The organism is Mycobacterium sp. NGS18 (assembly GCF_059813185.1).
Genome location: NZ_JCALEC010000002.1, coordinates 456358 through 469215, shown reverse-complemented (window position 1 = coordinate 469215; position 12858 = coordinate 456358). Strand labels below are relative to the sequence as shown.

The following is a 12858-nucleotide window of genomic DNA, read 5'->3' as shown; positions in this document are numbered from 1 at the left end:
CGGGGAACGCAGCGGGTGCGCAGCTGCCCCGGCAGTGAACACCGTCACACCGGTCGTCGGGCGGCTATTAGGCTGGGCACACAGACAGCAGGTCGCCAAGAGAGGTCATCGCATGCGTGAGTTCAGTGTTCCCGCGTCGTTCACCGTCGAGGAGCACGACAACGTCGCCGCAGTAGTCTTCGAACACGAGCGCGACAATCCCGACTACGTCATCTTTCAGCGTCTGGTCGACGGGGCCTGGACGGACGTCACCTGCGCCACCGCCGCCGCCCACATCCGCTCGGCGGCACTGGGTCTGATCGCCCAGGGCGTGGCGGCCGGCGATCGGGTGGTGGTCTTTTCGGCGACGCGTTACGAGTGGGCCATCCTGGACTTCGCGATCCTGTCGATCGGCGCGGTGACCGTACCGATCTACGAGACGTCGTCGGCGGAGCAGGTGCGCTGGGTGATGGAGGACTCCAGCGCGGTGCTGGCGTTCGCCGAAACCGACGCCCACGCCCAGATGATCAACGAACTCGCCGGTGACCTGCCCGCCCTGCGGCGGGTGCTGACCATCGACGGATCCGTGCCCAAGGCTTTGGACGAACTCGCCGAAGCCGCCGCCGGCCAGGACCCGGCGCAGGTCACCGCACGCCTCGACGCGCTGAAGGTCACCGACCCGGCGACGCTGATCTACACCTCGGGCACCACCGGGCGCCCCAAGGGCTGCGAGCTCACCCACTCCAACCTGATCTACGAGGTGCGCGGCACCAAGGCCGCACTGCCGACCCTGTTGGGACCCGGCCAGCGCCTGCTGATCTTCCTGCCGCTGGCACACGTGCTGGCCCGCGCCCTGACTCTGGCGGCCTTCACCAACCGGGTCACCGTCGGGTTCACCAGCGACATCAAGAATCTGGTGCCGATGTTCTCGGTGTTCAAGCCGACCGTGGTGGTGTCGGTGCCGCGGGTGTTCGAGAAGGTCTACAACACCGCGGCGCAGAACGCCGCCAACGACGGCAAGGGCCGGATCTTCGAGATGGCCGCCCAGACCGCGGTGGACTGGAGCGAGGCCACCGACCGCGGCGGTCCCGGGCTGCTGCTGCGCGCCAAGCACGCGCTCTTCGACAAGCTGGTCTACCACAAGCTGCGCGCGGCGCTGGGCGGTGACTGCCGCGCCTCGGTGTCCGGCGGTGCGCCGCTGGGCGAACGGCTGGGCCACTTCTACCGTGGCGTCGGGCTGTCCATCTACGAGGGCTACGGCCTGACCGAGACCACCGCCGCCGTCACCGTCAACCCGGTCGGTGGCATGAAGGTCGGAACCGTCGGAAAACTGGTGCCCGGCAACAGCATGCGCATCGCCGACGACGGTGAGTTGCTGGTGCGCGGTGGTGTGGTGTTCGGCGGCTACTGGCGCAACGAGCAGGCCACCGCCGAGGCGTTCTCCGACGGCTGGTTCAAGACCGGCGACCTGGCTGACATCGACGCCGAGGGCTACCTGAAGATCACCGGCCGCAAGAAGGAGATCATCGTCACCGCCGGCGGCAAGAACGTCGCTCCGGCGGTGCTCGAGGACCAGCTGCGCGCTCACCCCCTGATCAGCCAGGCGATGGTGGTCGGCGACGCCAAGCCGTTCATCGGCGCGCTCATCACCATCGACCCGGAAGCCATCGAGGGCTGGAAACAGCGCAACAGCAAGTCCAGCACCGCCACCGCCGCGGACCTGGTCACCGACCCGGATCTGATGGCCGAGGTGGATGCGGCGGTCAAGCAGGCCAACCTGGCGGTGTCGCACGCCGAGTCGATCCGCAAGTTCTCGATCCTGCCGGTCGACTTCACCGAGGCCACCGGTGAGCTGACGCCGACGATGAAGGTCAAGCGCAAGGTGGTCGCCGAGAAGTTCGCCGATTCGATCGAGGCGATCTACGCCAAGGACTGACCAGCTCAGGCCCGCAACAGGTCGGCCATGCGTCCGGCCAGCGTGTCCCAGCGCCAGTGACCGGTCACCCAGTCGCGTCCCGCGGCACCCATCGCGGCGGCCCGGTCGGGATCGGCGAGCAGTTCGCTGATGGCGTCACCGATCTGCGCGACGGACCGACCGTCGACGACCCGCCCGGTCCGCTTGTCCAGCACGGTTTCCGGTGCACCGCCCGAGCGACCGGCGACCACCGGGACACCGGCCGCCGACGCCTCCAGGAACACGATGCCCAGCCCCTCGACGTCGAGCCCGGCACCGCGGGTGCGGCACGGCATCGCGAAGACGTCGCCGAGCAGGTAGTAGGCCGGCAGCTCGGCGGCCGGTACCCCGCCGGTGAAGGTCACCGCATCGGCCACCCCGTGTCGGGCGGCCAGCCGGTGCAGCGTCTCGGCGTAGGGGCCGCCGCCGACGATCACCAACGCCGCCCCCGGCACCCGCTGCCGAATCGCCGGTAACGCCCGGATCAGCATGTCCTGGCCTTTGCGCGGCACCAGCCGCGACACGCACACCACCGTGGGCCGCTCACCCAGCCCGTGCCGCAGCCGCAGTTCGGCCCGCGCTCCCGGATCGGGCCGGAACCGGTCGGTGTCCACCCCGGGCGGCAGGTGTTCCAGCGCGGCGTCGGGCCCGAACGCCGAGGAGAACCGGCCGCGGGTGTAGTGGCTGACGAAGGTGACCGTGTCGCAGGTCTGGCCGATCCGGCGCAGCACCGAGCGGGCCACCGGCAGCATCGACCAGCCGACCTCGTGGCCGTGGGTGCTGGCCAGCACCCGGGTGGCGCCGGCGGTGCGCGCCCGCTGCGCCAGCAGCGCCAGCGGGGCGGCCGCGCCGAACCAGACGGTGTCGATGGCCTGGTCGCAGATGAGCCGGCGCATCCGGCGGTCGACGGCCCGGCCCGGCAACATCAGCGTGCCCGGATGCCGCACCACCTGGTAGCCGGCGGATGTCGCCGCCTCGTCGAATGCCTCGGCGCCCTTCCACTGCGGTGCATACACCGTCACGTCGTGGCGTCCCGAGCCGGCGATGCGGCGCACCAGCTCTTCCAGATAGCACTGGATGCCGCCGGGACGCGGCGGAAAATCGTTGGTAACCAGCAGGACCCGGCTCACTGCAGGGATGCTAGCTGCGCCACTGCCCTCACCCGGCGAGCAGGTCGGCTAGATCCACGCCGAGCACCAGCGGCACGGCCACCGAGGGGTCCACATGTCCGGGACCGCAGGCGGACGCATATAGCTCGCGCAGCTTGGCGGTGCCGAACCGGGCGGCGACGTACCGGGCGAACTCCCACGCCCGGTCATAGGCCTGTGCCCGGCGCGGGCCGGGGGCATCCAGGTCGGCATCTGAAGGAAGGGCGACCGGAGGCACCGGCGCGCGGGCCGAATCCGGGGCGGGGCGGGCGACGAAGTCCGCCACCCCCTCGGTGAGCCAGCGCGGGGCATCCAGGGCGGTGTCGGCTCGGGCCGCGTAGTGGAAAAGCTCGTGGGTCAACACGATTCGCAGCGCCGGCGTGCTCATCGCGTACGCGCCGGGGGCGAACACGATCCGCTGGCCGCTCACCTGCCGACGTTCCGGATCGACCCGGTCGGCCACCGCGACCGCGGCGACGTCGGACCACTGTTCGACATCGGCCCCGCGGGCCCCATTTGCCAGGGCGGCGAACTGCCGATCCGAGCCGGTAGCCGTCACCTCGATGCGGTGCGCCCAGTCGGTGCCCCAGAACGCCTCAACCGCCTCGACGGCGTCGCCGATGTTGGCCTCGACGCGGCTCAGCAGTGCCTCACCGCGCGGGCCGCCGTGATTGTCCACGACGACGCTGCGGTGATCACCCACGATCAACGGCGCGTCAGCCTCGGGCCGGGCCGCGACGGCCAGCACCGCCGCGGCGGCGATCAGCTCGGCCGCCAGCAGCGCAGCCAGCGGCCGGCGGAACCGGCGGCGCTCAGTAACGGCGGGCGTTGTGGATCGGGCCGGAGGAGTTCATCGGCACCACCCGGACCGGCTGACCGTAAGTCGACGAGTGGATCATCATGCCGTCGCCGACGTAGATCCCGGAGTGGGAGGCATCCGAGTAGAAGGTCAGCACGTCGCCGGGCTGCAGGTCCGAGAGCGCCACCGGCTGACCGCCGTTGGCCTGCGCCTGGCTGGAGTGCGGCAGATTGATGCCGGCCTGGTTGAACGCCCACATCACCAGTCCCGAGCAGTCGAACCCACCCGGTGCGGCCCCGCCCCACACGTAGGGGGTTCCGACCTGGGTCAACGCGGCCTGCACGGCGGTCGCGGCTCCGCCGCCTGCGCCACCGGGCGCGTCGGGGGCCGGGAAGCCGGGCAGCTGGAATCCGGGGAACGCGGGGGCCGGCGGCGCGCCTTCGGGAGCGGGCGGCTCCCCCGGTACGCCTTCGGGGCCCGGCCCCGGCTCGGCCATCGCGGTGCGCTGCTGCGGTGTCAGCGCGTAATACTGCGACTTGACCACCGAGATCTGCAGCTGCAGGCGGCTCTGCTTGGCCTGCAGTTCGGCGCGCACCGCGGCGGCCTGCTCGGCCGCGGTCCGGGCGTCCTCGGCGGACTTGGCGGAGGCCTGCTCGGCCGCATCGGCCTGGTCGCTGGCGACCCGGTAGCGCTCCATCTGCACCGACAGGTCCCTGGCCACCACCCGCTGCACGGCGAGCTTGTCGATCAGCTGCTGGGGCGACTCGGCGGTCAGGATGGCGTCCATGCCCCCGACCCGGCCACCCATGTAGGTGGTGGCGGCGAATCGGTTGACCGCCGACCGGTAGCCGGACAGCTCTTGCCGGGCGGTGTCGAGCGCGGCCTGGTCCTGAGTGTGCGCGGCGTCAGCGGCCTGTTGTTCGGCGAGTTTCTGGTCGAGGTTGAGCTGGGCGGTGTGCATCGCCTCGGTGGTCTGCTCGGCCTGCCGGGACAGCTCGCTGAGCTTCGCCAGCGCGTCGTCAGCCGGGTCGGCGTACACGCTGCCGACAAAGCTGCCGGTCAGAGCCGTGACGCCGGCCACCAGGCCGGCGGCAACGCCGAGAGCAGGACGCCTAAAAGCACGCAGATTCCACCGCATACGTTCGAGCTTCAAGATTGCATCCTTTAACACTGCCAAGGGGGGCGTGGCCGTGCCGCCGAAACTAAGATCTCGAATAGGTTACGAAATAGCAACGGCGTTGTCCATCGCGAGCTGCAACGTTAACAGCCCGGATTGTGAAAACTCTAAGGCGACGCGCCGCCGTCAGGCCACCCCGGATCGGCGCGCCGGGCCGCGTTCTCCGCGGATGGGAACCAAGCGCAGCCGCGGCGCCATCCCGGCCTCGGCGAGCACCGCCAAAGCCGCCCGCTCGTCCTCGAGCAGCTCGTTCGGCACGCCCAACAGCACGCTGACCACACAGTCTCCGCAGGCGGGCCCGCGGACCGCACAGTCGTCACAGTCGATGACCACCGGTTCCGGATCGGTCCGGTGCGCATCGCGGCGGTCCGAGATCTCTCCCATGACGATTCCTTTCGATCGGTTGCCGGCACGCTAACCGCGGCCACCGACAACAACGGCTCGACGCGATGTCAGTGCGTCCGCCTACGGTTCACGGCATGACCCGCCGCGCTGATGCAGGGCAGCAGCTGAGCCTTCTCGACGACCAGGCCCGGCTCGACGCCACCCCGGCAGCCACGGCATTGCGGGAGACCACCTTTGTGGTGGTGGACCTGGAGACCACCGGTGCCCGCGCCTCCCCCGGCGCCGACGGCACGGCGGACGCCATCACCGAGATCGGCGCGGTCAAGGTGCGGGGCGGCGTGGTCGAGGGCGAGTTCGCCACCTTGATCAACCCCCGGCGCGGCATCCCGCCCCAGATCGTCCGGCTGACCGGGATCACCACCGCGATGGTGCACGACGCACCCACCGTCGAAGCCGTGCTGCCGACCTTCCTGGAGTTCGCCGGGTTCGACCGCGGTTCGGTGCTGGTGGCCCACAACGCCGGATTCGATGTCGGCTTCCTGAGGGCGGCCGCGCAACACTGCGACCTGGGCTGGCCGCGGCCGCCGGTGCTGTGCACGGTCCGGCTGGCGCGGCGGGTGCTCAGCCGCGAGGAGGCGCCCAGTGTGCGGTTGGCCGAGTTGTCTCGCCTGTTCGCGGTCAGCACCACGCCCACCCACCGGGCACTCGACGACGCCCGCGCCACCGTCGACGTCCTGCACGCCCTGATCGAGCGGGTCGGTAACCAGCGGGTACACACCTACGCCGACCTGCGCGCCTACCTGTCGCACGCAACGCCGGCCCAGCGCCGCAAACGCACTCTCGCCGAGGGGCTTCCGAACCGCCCGGGCGTCTATTTGTTCCGCGGCCCGTCCGAGGAGGTGCTCTACATCGGCACCGCCACCGACCTGCGCCGCCGGACCGGTGCCTACTTCAACGGATCGGACCGCCGGCGCCGCATTGCCGAGATGGTGGCACTGGCCACCCGGATCGACCACGTCGAATGCGCGCATCCGCTGGAGGCCGGGGTGCGCGAACTGCGCCTGTTGGCCGCGCACGCTCCGCCTTACAACCGCCGATCGAAGTTTCCCCGGCGGTGGTGGTGGATCGCCCTGTCGCAGGAGGCCTTTCCACGCCTGTCGGTGGTGCGCGCACCCCGGCACGGCCGGGTGGTCGGTCCGTTCCGCTCCCGCGCCGACGCCGCCGAAACCGCCGCCCTGCTCGCACGGTTCACCGGAATCCGCACCTGTACAACGCGTTTGAGCCGCACCGGCCGGCACACCTGCCCGCCCGTCGAAGTCAGTCCCTGCCCCGCCGCGTCCGACCTCACCGCCGCGCAGTACGCCGACAGCGTCGAGCGGGCGGCCGCGTTGATCGACGGCCGCGACAACACTGCGCTGCGTGCGGCGGTGGACCAGGTGAACGCGCTGGCCGACCGGGGGCATTACGAGAGCGCCGCGCGGCTGCGCGACCGTGCGGCGACCACCATTGAGGTCCTGTGGCGAAGCCAGCGGGCCCGCGCGCTGGCGGCACTGCCGGAGTTGGTGGCCGCCGCACCGGACGGCTCCGGCGGGTGGCAACTCGCGGTGATCCGCCACGGCCGGCTGGCCGCCGCCGGCTGCGCCGCCCGCGGCGTGCCACCGATGCCCGTCGTCGACGCGATCACGCTGGGCGCCCAGACGGTGGTGCCCGAGCCGGCGCCGTCCCCCGCAAGCGGGAGGTGCCCCCAGGCCGGCGCCCTGGTGGAGGAGACCGGGCTCATCGCCCGCTGGCTGGCGACGCCCGGGGTGCGCATCGTGCGTCTCGATCCTGTCGAGGGCGCGACCGAACCCGACGGATGGGCCGAGCCGCTGAGCTCGGCCGGGCCGTTGACAGCGTGGGCGGCCCTGGCCCGCTCGGCGCGGCTGGCCTCAGAGCTGAGCGCCGAAGCGGACCCAACGAGCGAGCAGCTGTTCGGCCGCGCCGCTGTCTATCGCCGCGACAGCGCGCTGCAGCCCGTCCTCCCAGGCCGGCAGCCAGTCAGCGCTGCTGGATAGCCCGGCGTGGGCGACGATCGCCCCGGCGGCGTTGAGCACCACCGCATCGCGCACCGGGCCCGCGGTGCCGGCCAGCACCGACCGGGCCTCCTCGGCATTGGCCTGCGCATCGCCGCCGAGCAGCTGGCCCACCTCGGCGCGAGCGAACCCGAACCCGGCGGGGTCGAACGTCAGCCGGTCGATGGTGCCGGCCTGCACCCGCCAGATGGTGCTGGTCGTCGTCGTGGTCAGCTCGTCGAGGCCGTCGTCGCCGTGCACCACCAGCACGCTGGACCGCCGCGCCGCGAACACCCCGGCCATCACCTCGGCCAGCTCGCCGAACGCGCAGCCGATCAGGCCCGCCCGCGGCCGCGCCGGGTTGGTCAGCGGCCCCAGCAGGTTGAACACGGTCGGCACGCCGATCTCGCGTCGCGCCACCGACGCATTGCGGTAGGACGGCTGAAACTGCGGCGCAAAGCAGAACCCGATGCCGACCTCGGCGACGCTGCGCGCCACCGCGTCGGGCCCCAGATCGATGCGCACCCCCAACGCCTCAAGAGTGTCGGCGCCACCGGAGAGCGAACCGGCCGACCGGTTGCCGTGCTTGACCACCGGCACCCCGGCGGCCGCGACCACGATCGCTGCCATCGTCGAGAGGTTCACCGTGTTGGCGCCGTCACCGCCGGTGCCGACCACGTCCACGGTGTCGGTGCCGATCTCGTCGGTGGGCACCTTGCGGCCGTAGGCCAGCATGACGTCGGCCAGCTCCCCGACCTCGGCCGCCGTCGGACCCTTCATCTGCATGGCCACGCCGAAGGCGGCGATCTGCGCCGACGTCGCGCTGCCGGCCATGATCTGCTCCATCGCCCAGGCCGCCTGGCCCCGAGCCAGATCCGCGCCGGACGTCAAGCCGCCCAATACCTGCCGCCACTGTGCTATTTGCGCTATCGGCTGCGCCTCACCACCGGGCTCGACCACGCGCCGATCGTCGCATGCGGCCCGCACGCCGCCAAAGCCGCCTGGAAACACGGCGCGAACGCGCGGCCAACAGCAGTTCCAACGAATTGCCCGCCCCGGGTGGAGATCTTCAACTACATAGCGTCATACTTGCGGATGTGACGAGCGCTGTGGGGTCCTCGGGTACTGCCATTACGTCGCGTGTGCATTCGCTGAACCGTCCCAACATGGTCAGCGTCGGCACCATCGTGTGGCTGTCCAGTGAGTTGATGTTCTTTGCCGGGCTGTTCGCGATGTATTTCACCGCGCGAGCCCAGTCCGGTGGTGCCTGGCCGCCGCCGCCAACCGAGCTGAACCTGTGGCAGGCGGTCCCGGTGACGCTGGTGCTGATCGCGTCGTCGTTCACCTGCCAGATGGGCGTGTTCGCCGCCGAGCGCGGCGACGTGTTCGGGCTGCGCCGGTGGTATCTGCTGACGTTCGCCATGGGACTGTTCTTCGTCTGCGGTCAGGCTTACGAGTACTACCACCTGATCATGCACGGCACCACCATTCCGTCGAGCTCCTACGGCAGCGTGTTCTACCTGACCACCGGCTTCCACGGTCTGCACGTCATCGGCGGCTTGGTCGCGTTCATCTTCCTGATGATGCGCACCACGATGAGCAAGTTCACCCCGGCCCAGGCCACCGCATCGATCGTCGTGTCCTACTACTGGCACTTCGTCGACATCGTCTGGATCGCACTGTTCGCCACGATCTACTTCATCCGATGAGCAACCGCCCGATGAACAGGAGTGTTCGGTTGAAGACACCGAAGAAGTGGGCCCGACCTCGCCCCAACGAATCCGTCGCCCGGCGGCGGCTTCGGCGTCGGTTGTCCGGCGGGCTGCTGCTGCTGGTCGCACTGGCCATGGCCGGCGGACTGGCGGCGGTGGTGACCCCGACCCCGCAGGTCGCGGTCGCCGACGAGTCCACCTCGGCGCTGCTGCGCACCGGTAAGCAGCTCTTCGACACCTCTTGTGTGAGCTGCCACGGCGCCAACCTGCAGGGTGAGCCCGGCCGCGGACCGAGCCTGCTCGGCGTCGGCGAGGCCGCCGTGTACTTCCAGGTGTCCACCGGGCGGATGCCCGCGGCACGCGGTGAGGCCCAGGCGCCCCGCAAGTACCCGAACTTCGACGACAAGCAGATCGACGCGCTGGGCGCCTACGTGCAGGCCCACGGTGGCGGGCCCACCGTGGTGCGCAACGCCGACGGCAGCATCGCGCAGGCCTCGCTGCGCGGCGACGACCTGGGCCGCGGCGGTGACCTCTTCCGGCTCAACTGCGCGTCGTGCCACAACTTCACCGGCCGCGGCGGCGCACTGTCGTCGGGCAAGTACGCCCCCGACCTGGCACCGGCCAACGAGCAGCAGATCCTGACCGCGATGCTGACCGGCCCGCAGAACATGCCGCGCTTCTCCGACCGGCAGATCTCCATGGAGGAGAAAAAGGACATCATCGCCTACGTCAGAGCCGTCACCGAGGAACATGATCCGGGCGGCTACGGGCTCGGCGGTTTCGGCCCCGCGCCCGAAGGCATGGTGATGTGGATTATCGGAATGGTCGCCGCCATCGGCGCGGCTATGTGGATCGGGGCACGTTCATGACCGAGGTCAGCAAGGAGACAAGCGTTCCCGACGAGGCCCAGCTGGCCGCGATGGACAACGACGAGCTGCTCGCCCTCGGTGGCCGCCTCGACGGCGTGGAGACGATCTTCAAGGACCCGCGCTGGCCGATCGCGGACACCCGGGCCGAGAAGCGGGCCGAACGCAGCGTCGCCGGCTGGTTCCTGGCCGCCGGCGGCTTCGGGCTCGCCCTGCTGCTGATCTTCCTGTTCTGGCCGTGGGAATACGCCCCGGTGGAGTCCCCGGAGGGGTTCGCCTACTCGTTGGCCACTCCGCTGTACGGGCTGACCTTCGGGCTCTCGGTGCTGCTGATCGGCGTCGGCGCGGTGATGTTCGTCAAGAAGTTCATCCCCGAAGAGATCACCATCCAGCAACGCCACGACGGCAGCTCCGCCGAGCTGGACCGTAAAACGGTGGGCGCCCAGCTGACCGACGCATTCGAGGGCTCCACGATCGGGCGGCGCAAGCTGCTCGGCGCATCGCTGGGCATCGGCTTCGGCGCGTTTGGCCTGGGCACCTTGGTGGCCGGGGCCGGCGGCCTCATCAAGAACCCCTGGAAGCCGGTCGTCGACACCGCCGAGGGCAAAAAGGCCATGCTGTGGACCTCGGGCTGGACCCCGCGCTATCACGGCGAGACGATCTACCTGGCCCGGGCGACGGGCCACAGCACCAACTCCCCCTTCGTCAAGATGCGCCCCGAGGACCTCGACGCCGGCGGCATGGAGACCGTCTTCCCGTGGCGGGAGTCCGACGGCGACGGCACCACCGAGGAATCGCGCGAAAAGCTCAACGAGATCATGATGGGCGTACGCAATCCGGTGATGCTGATCCGCATCCGGCCCGACGACATGCCCAAGGTGGTCAAGCGAGCGGGCCAGGAGAGCTTCAACTTCGGCGACTTCTTCGCCTACACGAAGATCTGCTCGCACCTGGGTTGCCCGTCGTCCCTGTTCGAGCAGCAGACCTACCGGATTCTGTGCCCGTGCCACCAATCGCAGTTCGACGCACTGCACTTCGCCAAGCCGGTCTTCGGCCCGGCGGCGCGCGCACTGGCACAGCTGCCGGTCACCATTGACGCCAACGGCTATCTGGTCGCCAACGGCGACTTCGTCGAACCTGTCGGACCGGCCTTCTGGGAGCGCACCTCATGAGCCCTGCAATCGGCGACCTGCTCGCCCGTCAAGCAGACGACATCGACACCCGTTACCACCCGGCGGCCGCGCTGCGACGCCAGTTCAACAAGGTCTTCCCCACGCACTGGTCGTTCCTGCTCGGTGAGATCGCGTTGTACAGCTTCATCATTCTGCTGCTGTCCGGCGTCTACCTGACGCTGTTCTTCGACCCGTCGATGGCCGAGGTCATCTACGAGGGCGTCTACCAGCCGCTCAACGGTGTGCAGATGTCGCGGGCCTACGAGACGGCACTGAACATCTCCTTCGAGGTGCGCGGCGGCCTGTTCGTCCGGCAGCTGCACCACTGGGCGGCGCTGATGTTCGCCGCGTCGATCATGGTGCACCTGGCGCGCATCTTCTTCACCGGTGCGTTCCGCCGGCCGCGCGAGGCGAACTGGGTGATCGGGTCGCTGCTGCTGATCCTGGCCATGTTCGAGGGATACTTCGGCTATTCGCTGCCCGACGACCTGCTGTCCGGCATCGGTATCCGGGCCGCGCTCTCGTCGATCACGCTGGGCATGCCGGTCATCGGCACCTGGCTGCACTGGGCGCTGTTCGGTGGCGACTTCCCGGGCACCATCTTGATCCCCCGGCTCTACGCCCTGCACATTCTGCTGCTCCCGGGCATCATCCTGGCCCTGATCGGCGTGCACCTGGCGCTGGTGTGGTTCCAGAAGCACACCCAGTTCCCCGGACCCGGACGCACCGAGAGCAACGTCGTCGGGGTGCGCGTACTGCCGATCTTCGCGATCAAGTCCGGTGCGTTCTTCGCGATCATCACCGGCATCCTCGGCCTGATGGGCGGCTTGCTGCAGATCAACGCGATCTGGAACCTGGGCCCCTACCGGCCTTCGCAGGTGTCGGCGGGCAGCCAGCCGGACTTCTACATGATGTGGACCGAGGGGCTGGCCCGGTTGTGGCCGGCGTGGGAGTTCTACTTCTGGGGTCACACCGTGCCCGGCCCCGTCGGGGTCGCGCTGATCATGGGTCTGGTCTTCATCCTGCTGACCATCTACCCGTTCCTGGAGAAGCGGTTCACCGGGGACTACGCGCACCACAACCTGCTGCAGCGTCCCCGGGACGCACCGGTCCGCACCGCGATCGGCGCCATGGCGATCAGCTTCTACATGGTGCTGACCCTGGCTGCGATGAACGACATCATCGCCTGGAAGTTCCACATCTCGTTGAATGCGACGACCTGGATCGGCCGCATCGGGATGGTGGTACTGCCGCCGATCATCTTCTTCGTCACCTACCGGTGGTGCATCGGGCTGCAGCGCAGTGACCGTGACGTGCTTGAGCACGGTATCGAAACCGGCATCATCAAGCGGCTGCCGCACGGTGCCTACATCGAGCTGCACCAGCCGCTGGGCCCGGTCGACGAACACGGCCACCCGATTCCGCTGGAATACGCCGGCGCAGCACTGCCCAAGAAGATGAACACGCTCGGTTCGGGCGGTGCTCCCGGCCGGGGCAGCTTCCTGACGGCCGACCCGGTCGACGAGGACGCCGCGCTCAACGAGGCCGCACACGCCAGCGAGCGGCGTGCGCTGACCGCGCTTGCCGAGCGTCAAGACGGTAACGGCAACGGCCAGCAGCACTAGGCCACAGCCGCCGACGGGCAGCCTGCGCGC

General features: G+C 69.8%; 10 protein-coding genes and 1 pseudogene. 6 read left to right on the top strand and 5 right to left on the bottom strand.

Annotation, left to right across the window (positions count from 1 at the left end):
* The first annotated feature begins 112 nt into the window (after positions 1-112).
* Positions 113-1915, top strand: coding sequence for an AMP-dependent synthetase/ligase (locus tag AC5Y31_RS05705; protein ID WP_499978756.1), 1803 nt, complete (start codon positions 113-115; stop codon positions 1913-1915).
* Between the two features lie 5 nt (positions 1916-1920).
* Here the strand turns inward: AC5Y31_RS05705 and AC5Y31_RS05700 are convergent, their stop codons facing one another.
* The 4 genes from AC5Y31_RS05700 to AC5Y31_RS05685 all read right to left on the bottom strand — a co-directional run bounded on the left by AC5Y31_RS05700 (position 1921) and on the right by AC5Y31_RS05685 (position 5441).
* On the bottom strand, positions 1921-3063 hold the full coding sequence (locus AC5Y31_RS05700) for a glycosyltransferase family 4 protein (protein ID WP_499978754.1): 1143 nt from the start codon (positions 3061-3063) through the stop codon (positions 1921-1923).
* 28 nt (positions 3064-3091) lie between these two features.
* Positions 3092-3829 carry a hypothetical protein gene (locus AC5Y31_RS05695; protein WP_499978753.1) on the bottom strand — a complete coding sequence of 246 codons (738 nt, stop codon included), beginning with the start codon at positions 3827-3829 and terminating at the stop codon, positions 3092-3094.
* A 64-nt stretch (positions 3830-3893) separates the two neighbouring features.
* Positions 3894-5018 carry a peptidoglycan hydrolase RipC gene (gene ripC, locus AC5Y31_RS05690; RefSeq protein WP_499979001.1) on the bottom strand — a complete coding sequence of 375 codons (1125 nt, stop codon included), beginning with the start codon at positions 5016-5018 and terminating at the stop codon, positions 3894-3896.
* A gap of 165 nt (positions 5019-5183) precedes the next feature.
* A complete protein-coding gene (locus AC5Y31_RS05685) occupies positions 5184-5441 on the bottom strand; it encodes a hypothetical protein (protein ID WP_499978752.1) in 258 nt (85 codons plus the stop codon).
* A 65-nt stretch (positions 5442-5506) separates the two neighbouring features.
* On the opposite strand from AC5Y31_RS05685, the pseudogene AC5Y31_RS05680 reads away from it, so the two are divergent.
* Positions 5507-7393 (top strand): annotated as a pseudogene (locus tag AC5Y31_RS05680) (DEDD exonuclease domain-containing protein); the annotation flags it as partial.
* Here the strand turns inward: AC5Y31_RS05680 and trpD are convergent.
* Positions 7331-8413, bottom strand: coding sequence for an anthranilate phosphoribosyltransferase (gene trpD, locus AC5Y31_RS05675; RefSeq protein WP_301636922.1), 1083 nt, complete (start codon positions 8411-8413; stop codon positions 7331-7333). The pseudogene AC5Y31_RS05680 and the gene trpD sit on opposite strands and share 63 nt — an antisense overlap.
* 137 nt (positions 8414-8550) lie before the next feature.
* On the opposite strand from trpD, the gene ctaE reads away from it, so the two are divergent.
* The 4 genes from ctaE to qcrB are packed head-to-tail and all read left to right on the top strand — an operon-like array spanning position 8551 to position 12828.
* A complete protein-coding gene (gene ctaE, locus AC5Y31_RS05670; protein WP_082966421.1) occupies positions 8551-9162 on the top strand; it encodes an aa3-type cytochrome oxidase subunit III in 612 nt (203 codons plus the stop codon).
* Between the two features lie 11 nt (positions 9163-9173).
* Positions 9174-10034, top strand: a complete 861-nt coding sequence (gene qcrC, locus AC5Y31_RS05665) for a cytochrome bc1 complex diheme cytochrome c subunit (RefSeq protein WP_082966425.1) — start codon at positions 9174-9176, stop codon at positions 10032-10034.
* Positions 10031-11203, top strand: coding sequence for a cytochrome bc1 complex Rieske iron-sulfur subunit (qcrA, locus tag AC5Y31_RS05660; protein WP_499978748.1), 1173 nt, complete (start codon positions 10031-10033; stop codon positions 11201-11203). The genes qcrC and qcrA overlap by 4 nt, the downstream gene beginning before the upstream one ends.
* Positions 11200-12828, top strand: coding sequence for a cytochrome bc1 complex cytochrome b subunit (gene qcrB / locus AC5Y31_RS05655; RefSeq protein ID WP_065024478.1), 1629 nt, complete (start codon positions 11200-11202; stop codon positions 12826-12828). The genes qcrA and qcrB overlap by 4 nt, the downstream gene beginning before the upstream one ends.
* Positions 12829-12858 lie beyond the last annotated feature (30 nt).